The organism is Paenibacillus sp. Soil766, from assembly GCF_001428105.1.
GTDB lineage: Bacteria > Bacillota > Bacilli > Paenibacillales > NBRC-103111 > Paenibacillus_E.
Map to the genome: position 1 here is coordinate 87,297 of NZ_LMSJ01000060.1, position 17,936 is coordinate 105,232.

Sequence of the window (17,936 nt, forward strand, 5' to 3'; positions counted from 1 at the left end):
CCTTTCTTTCACATACTTAGCCCAATAGTTTAGGAATACAAATTTCAACCACAGTTCCACGATCCATGCCAGAACGAATCGTCAAATAATACTTGTCTCCGTAATGGAGTTTGATGCGTTCAGCAATATTTTTCAGGCCTAGGCCACTACTCTCCGGTTTATTGTCCCCATCTTCGAGTTTGTATTTATCCAATTCCACATGCTCCAACATTGCAAGCAGCTCTTCAAGCTTTTCTTTTGACATACCTGCCCCGTCATCCGTTATTCGAATGACGATCTCCCCTTCGTCGTTCCAGTCTCCTTCAATCACAATATGCATGGGATGGCTGTAATCGAGGAATCCGTGATTGATACTGTTCTCAACGATTGGCTGAAAAACGAGGGGGATGATCGTGCAGTGCAGAATCTCATCAGGAATCTTGACACTTAGGCTGAACATATTATCAAAGCGGATGTTTTGAAGCTGCATATAATTTGCCGTATACTCCAATTCGTGCTTCACCGAATGGTAACTGCCTCCCTTGCCTAAGGCAAGACGAAACATGCGTGCCAGAATCATGATCATACCGGCGCTCTCCTCATCATCCTTGGCCAATACCTTCATGCGTATGGATTCTAGCGTATTGTAAAGCATGTGTGGGTTGATTTGATTTTGAAGCGCTAAGAATTTAGCTTGACGTTGCTTGATTTCCGCTATATACACCTCTTCAATTAAAGTGCGAATCGTTAAAATCATTTTATTGTAGCTATATACGAGACTTCCGATTTCATCGTTTGCCTGTTCTTTTTCTATAGGCACATATTGGCCTGCTTCCGCCTGCTTCATACTTCTGCGGAGCGCCTTGATCGGCTTCGTGATTGTATAGCTTAATCCAAAAGAGATAAGAGCTATGATCACACAGCTCAACAGGATGACAATCACAGTTACCCCTTTGATACGATTGATTTTCTGAAGCAGTTTTGAACGCGGTATTTCCGTTTTAATAAATAAATCCCCTTCTGAGGTACTTCCAGTTAAAATAATCCGGTCTTCGTCTTCACTATCCTTAATATAGTCAGCACCAGACTGGAGCACATGTTCCCATGTCAACCGACCGCTGGCCGCGTCGGAATGGTAGACGATTTCCTTTTGACGATTGCTGATGATGACACTCATCCCATATTTATCACGTGCCAAGACAAAATCTTGATCAAGCTGCAGCAAAATGAATGGATCAAGGTCGATCAGAAGTAAGCCTGCATAGGCCCCATCGGAGCTGAACAGCACCCTCCCTACCGTTACTACGGCTCCCTTTCCTTTATCCTCATAATAAGAACGATCATGCAGCCCTGTAATAAAAAACGGATCCTCTGTGTTACGATACCGTTCATTCCACTCTTTTGCCCGGGAAAGTAGGGCGTTCTCATTCACTCTGCTTGTTGTTGTCGTATATTGATACACATTGTTGTCGCGGCTCACTAACATTAAGGTACTAATGTCAGATTTGAGCCATGTAACTCGCATCATCAGACGCTGGATCGCCATCTTTTGATTAATTAGCTCATCCATGGACAAACTATGTTCTCCTGCAAGATTGTATATCAAACCGTTCTCGACAAGGACGGACTTGGTCACTTTGTCATATTCTTCGACAAACTGATTTAATGTGGTTCTAATCTGAGACGTATACAAGGATGCAAACTCTTGGGATGAGTCTTCGAGTCCAGCTGCAGATTGATTAAATATGATAACGCTTACACTTATGAGAGGGATGACACAGGCCAGAAGGTATCCGAACATGAGTTTGTTTTGGAATTTCATGTTTCTTATGACTAAAACTGCCCTTCGTGTCCAACGATTGTTCCCCATAACTAGCCCATCCTTTTGTAAACTTCTTCAGATTGATTAATGCAACTAATATTTTGTATCCGTTCACACGAAAATATACCTAATTAGATTGCTTATATAAAGAGGCATTTCAATGTTTTTACAAGGGCATTTAAAGGATATTTATAAATTCCCCACATCGGTTTGCATGTAAAAATACAAAGATGGTCTGAACAAGCGCATTGCTTGCTCAAACCTTCTTAATATTACTTGTTCTTCTTAATTTTGGTCAATTCTCTATTTAGGACATATCATTTTCGTTATCCGCTAGAACATTCCACTTTATCCATTCACCTTGCATATAGTATCACATAATCGATTCAAAAGACTGGTCTCATGGGAGACAACAATGACACCAATATCTCTGCTTTTGCAGATATGTAGAAACGCATTCCATATTTTTGCCTGCGTAATCGCATCTAACATGGTAGTCATCTCGTCAGCAATAATATATTTTGTAGCAGGATTTAGAGCACGGACAATGCAGAAGCGTTGCTTTTCCCCACCAGACAACTCGACAGGCCAGCAGTTCATCCATTCTTCTCGTATTTCAAAAGCATCCAGAATTTCTTGTGATGGCGTATAAGATTCTGTCAAAACGTCCCTCATTCGCCATTTGGGATTCATAGCTTTTTCCGGGTGTTGGTAAATCAATTGTACGGTGCGAAATGTTTGCGAATCTATAGCCTCCTGATCTGAAGTTACAAGACCTGAACGCGGGATAATATACCCCGCCAAAATTCTAGCTAACGTAGTTTTTCCACACCCACTGTAACCGGATAGACCGATTACCTGACCTGGTTCCACAGAAATGTTAACATCCTTAATAATCCATTGGTCTTTTTGATAATAATGACCTATATTTTCTCCGATTAGAGCCATTGTGTGCCAACAACCTTCCCCAGAAATTCCAAATCAAAATCATTCTGCGGTAATGCTCTCCATAAACTCTTAGCATATTCGGTTTTAAGGCCTTCCCCCTTACTTTCAAAAGCAGCTGATTCGGAGATTTCGACCGTTGCTCCATCCTTAATGATAGCCACTCGGTCTGCAATTTGAATAGCTGACATCAAATCATGTGTAATCAGCATGACACCAGCTCCTTCTTCCGCAAATTGCACGAGTTGCTTTAATATTTCGGCCAATGCTTCCGGGTGAATGCCGGGAGTAGGTTCATCGGCGATGACAAGCCGTACCCCCTCTCGGACGCTGGTAGCAAATAATACTCTTCGAAGCATGCCTCCAGAGAGCTCATGAGGTAGCAACTTGCCATCACTACTCTTCAACCCATACCGCTGAAACAACGTTTGCTGAACCCTTAACGCCTCACTCTTTCCCAAACCTATCTGCACTTGCTTTCCTACCCGCATTAGTGGATCGAGATAATTTACGGACTGCGGGATAAAAGAAATTTCTCGCACCCTCAGCTTTGCTTTCCGTTCTTCGGTCAACGATTCACCTCGATAAGATATATGGCCTTCACATATGGCATTGCCAGGCAGAATCCCTAGAACGGCATGAGCCAACAGACTTTTTCCAGAACCACTTGCACCTACGACTGCTACAATTTCACCTTCGCCAATTTTAATATGTAAATTAGATATTGGTTGGACCAATCGTTTGTGTGTTCCGCGTACATATTGAGAGAAGCCAATAGATAGGTTTTCCACCTCCAGCAACGCTCTACTCGTTGTATCGCTCATGCAGAATCCTCCTAATCATGCGAACTAGCTGGCTCTAACAGAATACGGAACAGCTCGCCAATATTGTCAAAACTCTTAATGATGATAACTAATAGCACTCCCGGAAAAACAACCAGCCACCATTTCCCCGTAGAAATATGGCTCATTGCTTCGGAAAGTATGATTCCAATGGCGGGAGTTTGCGGCGAGAACCCGAATCCTAAGAAGGTCAGTGCCGCTTCATGTAGAATTACATGAGGAAACATCAAAAGAAAGCCAATCATAATTTGGGGGAAAATAGATGGCAAAATATGCTTTCTTGCGATATACCATTTGGATTTCCCGTAGCTTTTTGATACTTGTATGTACTCAGCGCTTTTAATTTGTAACACTTCCGAGCGAACTACCCTTGCTAACGCAGTCCAGTGAGTGAGAGAAATGCCTAATACAATGCCATATACGCCTCCACCTACAATGAAACAGATCATAACCATAAAAACGAGATGGGGCATACCAATAAACAAATCAATAAGCCAAGAGATCGTGCCATCCACTGCTTTGCCAAAAGTTGCCGCACAAATTCCAATCACAGTTGCGATAGTGACACTGAGTAAAGAGGCAAATGCCCCTACAGTGAGCGACAAACGCAGTCCTTTAATGGTTCGTGTGAACATATCCCGTCCAAGCCAGTCCGTGCCGAATACATGTTCAAAACTGGGGGCTAGATTTTTGCTGGCAGAACTCAGACGGAGATTGTCATCGCTGAGTATCATGCTGAGAATCAGAAAGGCAGTTAGAAAGCCTAAGGTAAACACAAGCATCCGAATCAATTTTCTTCGTACATTCAACCCTTCATGTATGTTATGCAATTTACCCTACCCCTTTCAACCGTGGATCTACAACTTTATTAATAATGTCGGCAATTAGATTACCCGCAAACACAAACAAGGAGCTTATTAGAATAATACCTACCATTAAAGGCAAGTCACCACGTAACCCAGCTGTGGTCAGGGTACTCCCCAATCCCGGATAGGCAAATACTTGTTCTGCCAACATAGAACCTCCGAATAGCTCTCCAAAGTAGGAAAACTGCAGGGAAATTGCAGGGATGATTGAGTTTCGAATGCCATGGTTTTTGAATATTAACCACTTGCTTTCTCCCCTTGCCTTCGCAAAAATAATGTACTCTGAGTTTAGAATATCAATCATTTTCTCGCGTGTGTGCATCGCTACATTCGCAACTCCCAGAATACTCAATGTTAGAGCAGGCAACACAAAATGCCGTACCCGATCTATGAACTGCACGTCACTTTGAAGTACCCCAGCTGGTACCGCTAAACCAACAGGAAACCAATTAAGCCAAACAGCAAACACGATTAGAAGTAGGAGTCCCATCCAGAAGATCGGAGTGGAAACCAGCGTGAAGCTGTACCATTTAATAATTTTATCTGTTGTCTTACCGCGATTCATTGCGGCAATCATTCCCAGCATATACCCGATTACACCCGACAAAATCCACGCCGTACCCATTAAGGCAAGAGAAGTTAAAAAACGACTTTTAATAATATCAATCACAGGGCTCCGATACAGCTTTGAACTTCCAAAGTTACCTTGCAGCATGGCTCCAGCCCAAGAAAAATATTGTTCCACAGGGCTTTTATCCTGGCCCCAGTATTCCTTGATTTTCTCAATTTGCTCTGGCGACGCAGAGCTATCCCCACCAATATAAGCATTGATCGGATCCAGCGGAGACAGATTGATAAGGGAAAAGGTAAGAATTGATAATCCGATTAACAAAGTCACAACGCGAATCAGACGTATAATGATGCTTTTTGCCACGAAAACTTCCCCCTTCGCAAAAATAAAGAGAGCTTCTGGAAGCGGAGAACCTCCAAAAACTCCCTTTACCTACAGATCATCAGTGTATCAGTTACGCCAAGTCCATTCTGTCACGTTGCCGAACAATGCCCATTCATGCCCGTGCGTGTGAACTGGCTGTTTGCCGAGATTTAGTTTCTCATTCGCCAAGTACAAGTGGTCCACTCGTAAAAGCCAAACAATAGGAGCATCTCCAATACCGCTAAATCCCGTTTCCCCATCCCACTGGGCAAGCTTCCAGTATGTATTGGCTTCCTCTTGTGTGGAAGCTGCAAGTGCTTGTTTCAAATACTTATCCACCTTGGGATTTTGGTAATTGGCCATATTGTCGATCCCTTTGTTCATTCTCTCTGAGGAATTCATTGAGTATAACTGATGAGGATGATGCCTTCCGCCTCCCCATGCGACAGCCGCAGTTTTGCCTTTAAGGTAGATTTCGTCCCATGTAGCCCCAACAAGGTTAATCTTGATACCGAATTCACGTGCTTGATCTGCAACAGAAAGGGAAAGATCACTTCGAAGCTGATCGCTGGAACTGAAGTACATATCAAATTCAGCTTTTCGACCGTTTTTCTCAAGAATGCCATCATTGTTGGTATCTATCCAGCCGCCGTCGGCGAGAATTTTATTAGCTGCTGGAATGTCACCATCTTTAACTACAGTTTTTTCATTGAACCACGGCATATTATCGCAAAGGCAAAATGCTTTTTGACCATGACCATCCAATGCGGTATCCAAAAGTTTCTGACGGCTCAGTCCAATATGAAGTGCCTTACGTATGGCAAGGTCGCTCGTCACATCATTTCCTGTTTTGACTTCCTTGCCGTTTGTCAGGCCCGTGCCACCGCTTGGCTGCGTCGGCAACATGATTCCACGAGAATCAATACTCTCATAGGAACGGAGGGTCATTCCATCTACCTTTTGATTTGCGAATGTTGGAGGAACATAGACAATATCCGCTTTTCCAGCCTTCGCAGCTGCAAGAGCAGCGTCTTCTTGGAAAAGCAGGAATGTTAGCTTTGTGAACTGAGGTTGTTGGCCATACCAATAAGGGTTGTATGTCATAATCACTTGTTGGCCATCGTCATATTGAACCACTTTATAGGGGCCAGATCCAATTGGGTTCTTGGAGTAGTTATCATCATAATGAGCTTTAGGAACAATACCGATTTCCGTCAATTGGCTAACAAAGGTCGAACGCGGTGTGTTGATCGTAATAACAATTGTGTTACCATCAACAACTTCTATCTTTTTGACAAACGTCAAATCAAATTTAATTCCGTCCTTCTTGAGCATTTCATAGGTAAACTTAACATCCTCGGCCGTAACTTGCTCGCCGTTTGAGAATTTGGCATCATCGCGCAATGCAAATGTCCATGTAAGGCCATCCTCACTAATTTTATATGATTTGGCGAGGTCTCCGATAAAGTTAAGGTCTCCATCGATAGCTAGCAGCGAACTATGGGTCAAGCGAATTTGTGTCATTCCCCAGCCCTTTTTAGGATCAAACTGCCCACCGTCCATTTTACCCACAGCAAGTACCAATTCCTCTTTCGCCGCGATCGGCTTCTGTGCGCTAGATGGATTTTCTGATACCGGAGAATCAGTCATACAACCTGCTAATAACAACACTACTGCTATTGCAAGTACTACGTAGGATAAAGTCTGCTTCTTTGTAAACGTTATTCCATTTCCCTTCATGTCTTACCCCCTATTCATTTTAAAAAGAAAAATAAATACCGTGTCTAATCGTAATAAATACGATTACTGGTTTTAATAGTAATTGTTACTATTAATGAAGTCAATCATTATTTTTATTCTAAAATTAGATTTATTTTCTTTTGCACAATGAAAAAAAGGAGCTCCTGTGAAGCAAGCCCCTTCATTATTATTTTCTCGCCTCCACTGGTATTTCCTAACGTTCGCCAGCTTCCTGTATAAAAAAACACCCCATTAGCAAATAATACCACTAATGGGGGGGATAATTATGGATAAAGAAAAGATTGTCGAACATATTGATAACAATGCTAATCAAATTCATTTATTAATTGAACAAAAGATAGCTTTCTGGAAAGAGCATGTTGTCTTTTCAGGATTATGGTGGTTTGGCGTACTTTTATCAATTGTTCCTTGGATAATTTGGTTTTTGGTACGAAATAAAAACAGTACAGATCGAATCCTTTATGTCGGTTTTTTTGTCATGAGTATTTCCGTTTTTCTTGATATCCTTGGCGATCAATTTGGATACTGGCACTATAGATTTAACGTTATTCCTATTGTCCCGACTTATTTACCGTGGGATTTGACACTAATGCCAGTGACCATCATGTTCCTTATACAAATAAAGCCTAAAGTTAACCCATACTTTAAAGCATTATTGTTTGCTTTGCTTACTTCATATGCCGCAGAGCCATTTATCAAATGGCTAATGATCTACAATCCGATAGAATGGAAGTTTAGCTACTCCGTCCCAATCCAATTTGTAATCTATTTAGCAGCTCACTACTTAAGCAGAAGAAATAAATTTAAAGAATTGACTTGATGTATTAGTAAATACTTGTTGCATAAGAGCGAAAGTGGTGGGAAATTTAATGATGTTGGCTACAAATTTATGTTTCTTATTCGCAACTTTTATTTCTCGAGCTTTTAAAGAATGGAAAAAATATTATCAAACAATGCTTTTTGTCTCCTTCTGCAATCTAATGTATAACCTCCTATGTCATGACCATCTGACTTGGGTATATCATCCTGACTTTTTATTAACGCATATAACTACTGATTTAATTAATACATTTGTACTTTTGCCCTCGAGTACTCTCATGTACCTTTACTTTTTTCCATCTAAAAAAATAATTCAGATTATGTATTATCTCGGATGGATTGCCTTATTCTCGGTAATCGAAGGCTGGTGGCATCTCTATGGTCGTATAACCTATGACTTTGGGTGGAATTTCGTTTGGTCCATTGGATTTTACTTTGTAATGTTCTATGTCATTAGAATTCATCACACAAACCTTGTAAGAGCCTTACTTATTTCGCTTATTTCCGTTGTATTCTTAATTATCGTATTTAAAATCCCTATTTCGGTTGAATGAGCCTAAAGTTAACACTTCGACTTTCACAAATTGTTATTTTGAGCTATCGTAGACTCGCTAGCAGCACTTCTATCTTTCAAGAATTCACACACCGATTCAACATCCAGAGGTTTGCTTATATAATAACCCTGGATTTCATCACATCCCAAAGCTTTTAACAAATTAAAATGTTCTTCCGTTTCGATCCCTTCCGCAACTACCTTAAGCTGTAAATGGTGCCCTAGATCAATAATCGCCTTGGCTATGGTCCGATCATAATCAACAACAGTCATATCGCTAATAAACGACTTATCAATTTTTATGGTATGAAGAGGGTAACGGCGCAAATAACTGAGTGAAGAATAGCCCGTGCCGAAGTCGTCTACTGATATTTTCACACCAAGATCTAGGAGCCTCATTAGAGCTCCAGCGGCTTTTCCTTGTGACATGGTCGTACTCTCCGTTATTTCCAGCTCGATGTCTTCCGTTCGAATCTGGGCTTCTGACAAGATCTTCGATAAGACTTCTACGAATTGGTCCTGCTCCAATTGCATAACAGAAACATTCACGGTAACAATTAAATCCGGATAGCCGAATTCCCTCAATTTCTTTATATCCGAACAAGCTTGATTAAGAACCCAATTACCTAAGGCAATAATAGCGCCTGACGATTCAGCTATAGGGATAAACTCCGCAGGAGAAATCCGCCCTATTTCTGGATGATCCCATCGAAGCAAGGCTTCCACCTTAACAACTTGCAATGTCTGTGCGTCTACAATCGGCTGGTAAAACACATGAAATTCGTTGTTAACCATCGCTGATGCCAACTGTGCTTCCAACATGATTTTACGCTCAAGATCTTCCAGCAATATATTCGAATAAGCACTCAGAAGATTTCTTCCGGATTCTTTGGATTTAATCATGGCAATGTCTGCATATTTCACTAATTCTTCCGGGGTGCTCCCATCATCTGGGTATATGCTGATTCCAATGCTAGCTGTCGTATCGAACTGCCTGCCTTTTATTGAATAAGAGGAAGCTAATGCTGTATGAATCTGATGGGCTTTTAAATAAGCGGCTTCTTTGCCAGCAATATTAGTTAACAACACAGTGAACTCATCCCCACCTAATCGCGAGACGGTATTCTCAGGTTCCATCCCCTCTTTAAGCCGGGAGGCTATTACTTTTAGAAGATCATCTCCATAATCATGGCCCCATGTGTCATTCACCCATTTAAATCGGTCGAGATCAATGAACAGAACAGCAAGCCGCACTTCTTGCTCTTTTGCCTTACTGATAGCGCTTTCTAGCTTATTAAAAAAATAAGCTCTATTCGTTAACAGTGTTAATGGATCGTAAATCGCTTGCTTTTCCAATAGATTTCTGGAACCCTCAAGAGAAGACATCATGGTGTTAAATTCTTTTTCCAATTGGGCAAATTCATCAGAACCATGGCTGCTAATCCGTAATGTAAAATCTTGTTTTTGCGTGATGGAACGAAAATTAATAACTAATCCTTCCATTCTCTTCAGAATCATCCGATCGATGACAACCATGATACCTACAGAAATAAATAGAACAATAAGTGTTAATACAAGTGCATACAACTTAACGGCAAACTGGCCTGGATTGTATACATTCCTTGTTTTCTCTGAGGATAGAACAAGATAAGGGTTCCCGAATACATCCTTCACTAGAGAATGGACGACGACCTTTTCATTCGATATATTATCAAACCAAATAAAGGGGGATCCGTCCGCATTTGCATGGGTTTCTGGGATCTGCACCTCATTGGCTAACTGGAAACTAAATTGGGAATAGTTTAAAATCATCAAGCGTTCAATTTCCATTGCATCTAAAAAGCGGCCAATAACCAAAGCACCTACAATAGGTCCCTCCATAGTGCTTCTAATAACGGGAAGTGAAACAACAAGCATAGGTCCCTCGCTGGTTGCAATAACTCCTTTTTCACTCTGGAATTCTCCATCGAAATGAATCAAGGCCCCCCTGTTTGCCATTACGGAATCTATCATTCCGACAGGTGGAAGGGTTTGTCTACCTGCTGCTACATCATAGAAGCGATTGTATATCACCTGGCCATTGGTGCCAATCAGCGCTGCAAAGTGGAGGAGGTTAGTCTGAAAAAATGCATCATTGAATTTGCTTCGAATGTAAGGAGCATCTTCATGTTCTATAGGCTCAGGCATCAATTCTTTTGTCATAAAATCGTATGTCGCGTTGGATGCCGAGTAGTCAGTCATATTTATTTTCAAATTTTCCGTTTCATGCTCCAAGGTTAATATCATATTTTTCATATCCGCATTGAGAGCTCGTTCATCCAGTTGAGCAAATCGGTTCAGCAAAATGCGATCTAATGAAAAATAAGTACAAGCGAGCCCGAAAAGAACAATCATACCGACAAACATCAATACTTTCTTGCGTAAAGTCATATCTTCATCTCCCTATGACCTGCTAGTCCTCTATGTTGTCTTTGGAAACCGATTCATCTGGCGTCATGAAGGTTATCTTTCGTAATTTTTTTATAAGTGGTCCAGATATACTTGCCATCCGTCAACTCGTATCCACCTATATTTTCTTTGGTTGGCGTTTGTTTATTAGCCAGAACCTGAGCCAAGTTAAATAACGCCTTTCCTTGGTTCTTCGCATCATTTAATACCGTTCCAAGCAAGGTGCCATCTTCCAACGCTTTGATTGCATCCGGTGTCGCATCTACACCTACAACGGGCATATATGTATTTTCTTTGAAATATCCCCATTCTTTAAGAGCTTCAATAGCACCTAGTGCCATCTCATCATTGTTTGAAAACACAGCCTCGATTCGATCACCATGCGTTGCCAGGAAGCTAGTCATCTTCTCACGCCCCTTATTCCGCTCCCATCCTGCAGTATCCTCAGCCAACTTCTCAACTTTGATGCCTGTATCTTCAACGGCTTTTACCGAGTATTTCGTGCGAATTTCAGCATCTTGGTGACCTGGCTGTCCTTTTAACATGACATATTGCATCGTACCGTCTTTATTTTTGTCGGCCTCTGGGTGTTTATTATAATACTCGGCCATAAGCTCACCCTCCATTGCACCGGATTGTTCCGCTTTTGCGCCTACGTAATAAATTTTATTCCATTTTTTCATATCATCCGAAAGTGGTTCCCTATTAAAAAAGACAACCGGTATATCTGCACGCTTGGCTTTATCAATGATAATACTCGTCGCGGTCCGATCCACTGGGTTAACCACCAAAGCATCGACCTTTTTATTTATGTATTCTTCAATATTTTCATTCTGGATCTGTTGTGAATTCTGGCTGTCCTTCAAATAGACAGATGCTTGATTTCCTGCCACTTGCGCAAAAACATCTCGCACTTGAGTTAGATACATGTCATCAAAATTATAAACCAAAAAGCCAATTTTCTTGGTTGACACGTCGGGTACGGCTCCGGTTAACGTCGGGTCCGATTGTGCCTTTTGACTGCAGCCTGCTGTGACTGCCAAAATCCCTGCGAATAGAAGGCTAATCACCTTTTTGTTCATTTTGTACCACCTTCGTTGTTGACTTTACCTTCCTATATGAATCTCTTGATCGTAAGCAAACTGCAATTTTTAATATTCGACAGTATTTTTAATGACTCCTCCCCCAAACGACCTGTACGACAGACAAAAAAAAAGAGAAGTCATTTTACTGACCTCTCTTTACCTTCTGACGGAATCGTTTTTTGAATCACGTTCTCTCTGTAGCTTTTGCCCCAATCAAACAACATCTGCAGTAGAGGCATTAGACTTTGCCCATACTCCGTCAGGGAATATTCCACTTTAGGAGGATTCTCCGCGAATACTTCCCGATAAATAAGAAGGTCCTCTTCCAGCTCGCGAAGTTGATTCGTTAACATTTTCTGCGTAATGCCAGGGATGAGCCGCTTTAACTCTCCGAAGCGCTTCGTCCCTTCCAATCCCAGATGCCACATAATAATTAACTTCCACTTTCCTCCGATAACGGCCAGTGTAAGTTCTTTCTCACAATTGATATCCTGCAAATTAATTCGTTCTTTGACTTCAAGTGCCACTCTGTTACGGCCTCCTCTCTGCATACTCTTTCTACAGTAGTTAGGAAGAAGCCTTCTAACTCATTACATCATTCTAAATTTGCATGATTTTCATACATGCTGCTCGTATCCATCTTTAGCATTTGCATGAGACTTATAATCACAACATCGTAGAATAAAAGCAGTGTTTGCTCATATAAACTTCCCATTGGTTGTAAGGAAACTGCGGCATCAGCTTGATCTTTGCGAGCTCCAGTCAGCATAACCGTATAATTCGCAATTCGACCAATGGTCGAGTGAGCAGACAGCGTGACCAAGACGACCTCTGCATGAAGCGCAGCGGATTTGTTGGCATAGGCGACAAGCGGTGCAGTCTCCCCAGAACCTGAGCCAATCACGAGTAGATCGCCGGCCTTTATCGCAGGTGTAACAGTCTCCCCAACCACATAGACGGGAATACCCAACTGCATAAGCCGCATGGCAAAAGCACGTCCCATCAATCCTGATCTTCCCGCTCCCGCTACGAAAACTCTGTTTGCTTTCAGAATCCGCTCGGCAAGCCCTGCAACCTCACCATCATTAATTTGCTGAAATGCATGATAAAGTTCGGCCGCTACCTTGGATGACCCTTCCGTTGTATAAGGAATCATGGATTCACCCTGCAGCTTGAACCAGCCGCTTCATCTCCGCAGCCGCTGCTTGTCGATCCTCTTGCCCTGTAATGCCTCCCCCAACAATGACCAAATCAGGTCTTGCTTCCAATACTTCGGGCAGCGTGTGCAGCTTAATTCCGCCGGCGATAGCCGTTTTAGCGCGTTTAACTACTCGCTTAATTGTGGCTAAGTCTTCTAAAGAGTTTTTCCCAGACGCTTGGTGATCATAACCGGAATGAACGCAAATATAATCTACGCCCAGTGCATCAATTTCTTGTGCTCGTTTGGCCATATCGGGCACATTGATCATGTCGACCATAATCCTCGTTCCTTGCTTTCTTGCTTCAGCAACAGCGCCGCTGATGGTCGAATCATCTGAAACACCTAGCACCGTAATGATGTCCGCTCCCGCTTCAGATGCCTTCATGACTTCATAACTGCCCGCATCCATAATTTTCAAATCTGCCAGTACTTTTACATGCGGATACGCGGCTTTCAATTCTTTGACAGCACGTAAACCTTCATTAATGATAACCGGTGTGCCAATTTCCACGACATCGACATAGGCTGCCACTTCATTTACAATCTCTTTTGCACCTTGAATATCCACTAAATCTAAAGTTAGTTGCAGTTCCATTGAGAATCTCTCCTTCTACTTTGCAATTCTGATGAATGCCATAGACTCATTGTAGGGCTATGCCGCTCATCCGAAAAGTAGGCACTTCTATGTGCGTAGTTACTTGAAAGTAACTGGAGTCTGAAGGAATTCGTGCTTTTGCTAAATGATTGATGAGATGGTTACGCGATTAATTTCAATCCTACTGCAGCACTTAACACCATCGCGATGAACACAATCCGCTTCCAATTCTTAGATTCCCCATAGAACAGCATCCCTACGATTGCACCTCCAACCGTCCCAATCCCTGTCCAGACCGCGTAAGAGGTACCCATCGGCAAGCTTTTCATCGCTTGGCTTAGACATGTAAAACTCAGCACAATACCTACGATAAATATTGCAAAGCTACGAATATTCTTCGCTTTATTGATTTGATTCATTCCAACGACACCCACAACTTCAAACATCCCAGCAAATATGAGAAAAAACCAACCCATTAGGCCGCCGCTCCTTTCTCACCGGTTGTCACAAATTTCAATCCAAATACACCGGATAATAGAAGTAGAATGAGGAATACTTTAAGAAACTGGAAGGGTTCTCCGAAAAATAGCATTTCAACAATGACTGTCCCCGCGGTCCCCATCCCTGTAAATACAGCATATACGGTTCCCACGGGTAGTTTGGTTGACGCACTAATAACGAGATGAAATGAAATATATATGGCAATGACCGTAGCGATCCACGTCCATGTTGTATCCGAATGTTTTAATCCTGTCACCCATATCACTTCAAAAATGACACCAACGAAAATATAGATCCAATACCGATTCATGTGTATAAACCTCCTGCTGCTTTTACTTTACTTTCTAATACCACGCCAAAAGACGAACCAGGAAGATTCAATCCTTTTCATTGACCGAGCTGAACCTCCAAATAGCAATTCCACAAACATGCCATCTAAGACCGCAGAGAATGCAACCGTAGCCTTATCGCTGCTCACTTCAGAGCTAATCATTCCATCGTGTAAAGCTTGATCGAATAGAGGCATTATCATCGTTTCAATCGTATCTAGATACCCGTAACCTTGCTTAACAATCTCATCATAGAGATGGGACGGCGGGAAGAAGGCCACGCGCAAGAAAAATTTCGTGTTATCATCCTGTTCATAACGATCTTGATATTGAATAAGAAAACCATATAGAAGCTGATCGATGGACAGATGCTTATTGTTATCGAGATACGTATGAACGAAGAGCAATTCTTTCGCCAACACTTCATCAAACAGAGCAAGAAATAGTTCATCTTTCCCTTTGAAGTGCGTGTAAATGGATTGTTTCTTGATCCCTACATCCGTAGCAATATCAGCAAGCGATGCACCTTCATAGCCATTCTTAGCAAAATGAGTGCGCGCTACTTCCTTGATCCGTGTTGCCGTCATCTCATCAATCCCCTTCCGAACGTTCGTCAGGGTAATCATAACATCTTATCTTGCGCAGGGCAACCTACGATCCTATTAAATAACTTAGTAGCCGACAACTATTCCAATATACTAAGCGCCATCACATGTTCCAAAAAGATATCATCATCGGCTTGTTCGCATGCTTTTCCAATTATTGAATACATATGTAAGTATTCGATAAACAGGAGGACACAAGTCATGTCACAACATGGGCAATCGTTCATGAAAGGAACGTTCGTCTTGTCTGTCGCTGCTTTCATCAACCGTATTCTCGGTTTTATCAGCGGCATGTATATCGCTCGTGTACTGGGAGCAGAGGGAATCGGCATCTTGATGATGGCTCATCCGCTCGTCCCGCTCGTCATTACGATTACCGAGCTTGGATTGCCGGTGGCCATTTCCAAATTGGTCGCAGAGGCCAACGCTCGCGGAGAACGGATGAAAGTGAGGCGCATCCTGCATGTCTCACTCGCTGTCACGAGCTTCTTGAGCGTAGCGCTCACGACCGTCTCGTTACTCGGATCGGAGTGGATCGCATCCATTCTCCTTAGCGACCAACGCGCCTATTACGCGATGTTGGCCATTACACCGATCGCGCCGATTGTCGCTGTCTCTGCCGTTTTGAAAGGATATTTCCGCGGCATGCAGCAGATGAAGACCATTGCCGCTTCCGATGTGCTGGAGCATACCGTCCAAATCGCCTGTGTATTGGCGTTGGTCCACCTTTTGCTCCCTTATGGCATCGCTTATGCGGCCGCCGGAGCGATGGCCGCCTCTGTGGTCAGCGAAGTGTTCAGCCTGTTGTTCCTCGCGACAAGCTATAAGCTTTACGGCGAATCGAAAAAGCCTGGCGAGACGTGGGCGAGCCACCTGAAACAAGGAAGGAGCACACTCAGCGAGCTGCTGCAGATCGGACTGCCGACGACTGGGCACGGAGTCATTCATTCGTTGTACAGCACCTTCCAGCCGCTGCTTATCACAACCAGCTTGGCGCTGGCCGGCATCGGCACAGCGTTAGCGACGAAGCAATTCGGGATGCTGGCTGGCTATGCGTTTCCACTGCTGTTCATGCCAAGCTTTATCACGCAGTCCTTGTCCACCGCTCTCATTCCTGCGATTGGCGAGGCCGCGGCGAACAAGAATAGTCTGCTCATCCATGAGCGGATGAATCAAGCGATGATCTTGGGACTCCTGATCGGCGCGCCAGCGACCGTTATCCTTTACGTGTGGGCAACGCCACTAACGACACTTGTCTATCATGCGCCGGAAGCAGGGGTGCTTCTACAAATCCTGGCGCCGATGTTTTTCCTGCATTATTTCGACGCGCCACTTCATGCGATTCTACTTGGGCTCGGCCGCGCGAAAGCTACGCTGTGGAATTACGTCGTAGCCACCTTATTCAAGAGCGTCGCAATCTTCGTCTTCGGCAGCCAATATGGCATTATTGGCGTTGCGTACGGCATCGGTATCGGCATTGTGTTGCAAACACTGCTGAACTTCTTTTCCATCTCGAGTTCCATCGGATTTTATTGGAGTATTCGCCCCTATGTCAAAGTTGCGATCTCCATGATACTGATGATGCTTTGCGGAAACTGGACCTATCACTATTTGGTCAGCAGTGGGATGTCATCGTTATGGTGCGTCATCACTTCCATCGTCTGTTCCTTGTTTCTTTATTTCGCTGCGCTCGTATTGACGGGGACATTGCATTGGAAACATACACGCAATAGGTTTTCGATCCCGTGGTAAGAAACTGCATAGTCCGATATCACCGGACTAAACCGAAAATTCCCATGCAAAAAAGCAGCCATGATTGGCTGCTTTTTGTACTTTTTAGCGTCGTGAACGTCTCCAGATTATTCCCCAGCGAGCATCTCACCAGTCTCAAGAAATGTCTTCATACCCGAGAGGACGATCGGCAACCCGTTTTCAAGAACCTTGGAGGTGCTTATCGCCATGTCGAATTCATCATGAACGACGGTTACGAGTGTCACACCAACCATTTCTGCATGCGGACTGATCTCCCACGTAATGCGCGACGGGACGTCACTCTCCGTACCCGGAACCGATGTAAAACGCCAACTCATCATGAGTTTGTGCGGAGGGTCCAATTCGAGAATGACCCCTTCTGCCTTCTTCTCTTCGCCGTTCCACAGCTCAAACGCGCTTTCTGTTTCCCACGTGGACCGGATGGCACAATTGAACCAAAACTTCGATGTTTTGGCAGGATCCGTGAGAGCTTGCCAAACTTGTTCAGGATTTGCTTTAATCGCTATTCGATTGACATGGCGTGGTTTGTTGGCCATATTCGTTTCACGCTCCAATTCGTTTTGAAGAGTTGTTAACCCAAACGCCCATGGTTCAGCGTATTTGCTAACCCATCGCTCGTAGATATGTCGGATAGGCACGGCATTCAAATAGTGCAGTTTTTCACGGCCTATTTTTCTTGTTGTAATGAGCCCGGCTTCCTCCAATATATTCAAATGCTTCATAACGCCGAATCGAGACATGTCGAGTGGCTCACAGAGATCATTCAGCGTCCGTCCGTCAGAGGCGTGAAGCAAATCTAGAAGCATACGGCGGCTGGGGTCCGACAGTGCTTTAAATATGTCATTTTCCAAATTGGAACCCCCCTTTGACGATTCTAT

Annotated in this window: 18 protein-coding genes; 3 read left to right on the top strand and 15 right to left on the bottom strand. The window is 43.2% G+C overall.

All coding sequences use genetic code 11. The features are described 5' to 3' along the window. Positions 1–16: 16 nt before the first annotated feature. The 6 genes from ASG89_RS34315 to ASG89_RS34340 form a co-directional block, all read right to left on the bottom strand. Positions 17–1,801 carry a sensor histidine kinase gene (locus ASG89_RS34315; RefSeq protein ID WP_235550035.1) on the bottom strand — a complete coding sequence of 595 codons (1,785 nt, stop codon included), beginning with the start codon at positions 1,799–1,801 and terminating at the stop codon, positions 17–19. A 348-nt stretch (positions 1,802–2,149) separates the two neighbouring features. Beyond that, positions 2,150–2,749: an ABC transporter ATP-binding protein gene (locus tag ASG89_RS34320; RefSeq protein WP_057315829.1), complete on the bottom strand. Its 600-nt coding sequence runs from the start codon at positions 2,747–2,749 to the stop codon at positions 2,150–2,152. Further along, entirely contained in the window at positions 2,740–3,570 is an 831-nt protein-coding gene (locus ASG89_RS34325; protein WP_057315830.1) for an ATP-binding cassette domain-containing protein, read from the bottom strand. The genes ASG89_RS34320 and ASG89_RS34325 overlap by 10 nt, the downstream gene beginning before the upstream one ends. 11 nt (positions 3,571–3,581) lie before the next feature. Next, entirely contained in the window at positions 3,582–4,418 is an 837-nt protein-coding gene (locus ASG89_RS34330; RefSeq protein WP_057315831.1) for an ABC transporter permease, read from the bottom strand. Position 4,419: 1 nt separating this feature from the next. Beyond that, positions 4,420–5,388 (bottom strand): ABC transporter permease, encoded by a 969-nt coding sequence (locus tag ASG89_RS34335; protein WP_057315832.1) that lies wholly within the window; start codon positions 5,386–5,388, stop codon positions 4,420–4,422. A gap of 87 nt (positions 5,389–5,475) precedes the next feature. Beyond that, positions 5,476–7,128: an ABC transporter substrate-binding protein gene (locus ASG89_RS34340; RefSeq protein ID WP_057315833.1), complete on the bottom strand. Its 1,653-nt coding sequence runs from the start codon at positions 7,126–7,128 to the stop codon at positions 5,476–5,478. A 286-nt stretch (positions 7,129–7,414) separates the two neighbouring features. Here ASG89_RS34340 and ASG89_RS34345 point away from each other — a divergent pair, with 286 nt between their 5' ends. Beyond that, positions 7,415–7,969: a CBO0543 family protein gene (locus ASG89_RS34345; RefSeq protein ID WP_057315834.1), complete on the top strand. Its 555-nt coding sequence runs from the start codon at positions 7,415–7,417 to the stop codon at positions 7,967–7,969. 52 nt (positions 7,970–8,021) lie between these two features. Next, positions 8,022–8,522, top strand: a complete 501-nt coding sequence (locus ASG89_RS38795; protein WP_414813334.1) for a CBO0543 family protein — start codon at positions 8,022–8,024, stop codon at positions 8,520–8,522. A gap of 23 nt (positions 8,523–8,545) precedes the next feature. Here ASG89_RS38795 and ASG89_RS34355 read toward each other — a convergent pair whose 3' ends face one another. The 8 genes from ASG89_RS34355 to ASG89_RS34390 all read right to left on the bottom strand — a co-directional run bounded on the left by ASG89_RS34355 (position 8,546) and on the right by ASG89_RS34390 (position 15,267). Next, positions 8,546–10,951, bottom strand: a complete 2,406-nt coding sequence (locus ASG89_RS34355; protein WP_057315836.1) for a putative bifunctional diguanylate cyclase/phosphodiesterase — start codon at positions 10,949–10,951, stop codon at positions 8,546–8,548. 53 nt (positions 10,952–11,004) lie between these two features. Continuing rightward, positions 11,005–12,051: a galactose ABC transporter substrate-binding protein gene (locus ASG89_RS34360; protein WP_057315837.1), complete on the bottom strand. Its 1,047-nt coding sequence runs from the start codon at positions 12,049–12,051 to the stop codon at positions 11,005–11,007. A 140-nt stretch (positions 12,052–12,191) separates the two neighbouring features. After that, positions 12,192–12,581: a winged helix-turn-helix transcriptional regulator gene (locus tag ASG89_RS34365; RefSeq protein WP_057315838.1), complete on the bottom strand. Its 390-nt coding sequence runs from the start codon at positions 12,579–12,581 to the stop codon at positions 12,192–12,194. A 68-nt stretch (positions 12,582–12,649) separates the two neighbouring features. After that, on the bottom strand, positions 12,650–13,210 hold the full coding sequence (gene hxlB, locus ASG89_RS34370) for a 6-phospho-3-hexuloisomerase (RefSeq protein ID WP_057315839.1): 561 nt from the start codon (positions 13,208–13,210) through the stop codon (positions 12,650–12,652). Between the two features lie 4 nt (positions 13,211–13,214). Further along, on the bottom strand, positions 13,215–13,850 hold the full coding sequence (gene hxlA, locus ASG89_RS34375) for a 3-hexulose-6-phosphate synthase (protein WP_057315840.1): 636 nt from the start codon (positions 13,848–13,850) through the stop codon (positions 13,215–13,217). Between the two features lie 161 nt (positions 13,851–14,011). Continuing rightward, the gene (locus ASG89_RS34380; RefSeq protein WP_057315841.1) at positions 14,012–14,326 is read right to left on the bottom strand and encodes a DMT family transporter; all 315 of its coding nucleotides are present in this window, start codon (positions 14,324–14,326) and stop codon (positions 14,012–14,014) included. Continuing rightward, positions 14,326–14,661, bottom strand: coding sequence for a DMT family transporter (locus ASG89_RS34385; RefSeq protein ID WP_057315842.1), 336 nt, complete (start codon positions 14,659–14,661; stop codon positions 14,326–14,328). The genes ASG89_RS34380 and ASG89_RS34385 overlap by 1 nt, the downstream gene beginning before the upstream one ends. Positions 14,662–14,688: 27 nt before the next feature. Next, positions 14,689–15,267, bottom strand: a complete 579-nt coding sequence (locus ASG89_RS34390) for a TetR/AcrR family transcriptional regulator (protein ID WP_057315843.1) — start codon at positions 15,265–15,267, stop codon at positions 14,689–14,691. 219 nt (positions 15,268–15,486) lie between these two features. Here ASG89_RS34390 and spoVB point away from each other — a divergent pair, with 219 nt between their 5' ends. Further along, on the top strand, positions 15,487–17,037 hold the full coding sequence (gene spoVB / locus ASG89_RS34395; RefSeq protein WP_057315844.1) for a stage V sporulation protein B: 1,551 nt from the start codon (positions 15,487–15,489) through the stop codon (positions 17,035–17,037). A 107-nt stretch (positions 17,038–17,144) separates the two neighbouring features. Here the strand turns inward: spoVB and ASG89_RS34400 are convergent, their stop codons facing one another. Further along, entirely contained in the window at positions 17,145–17,909 is a 765-nt protein-coding gene (locus ASG89_RS34400; protein WP_057315845.1) for an ArsR/SmtB family transcription factor, read from the bottom strand. Positions 17,910–17,936 lie beyond the last annotated feature (27 nt).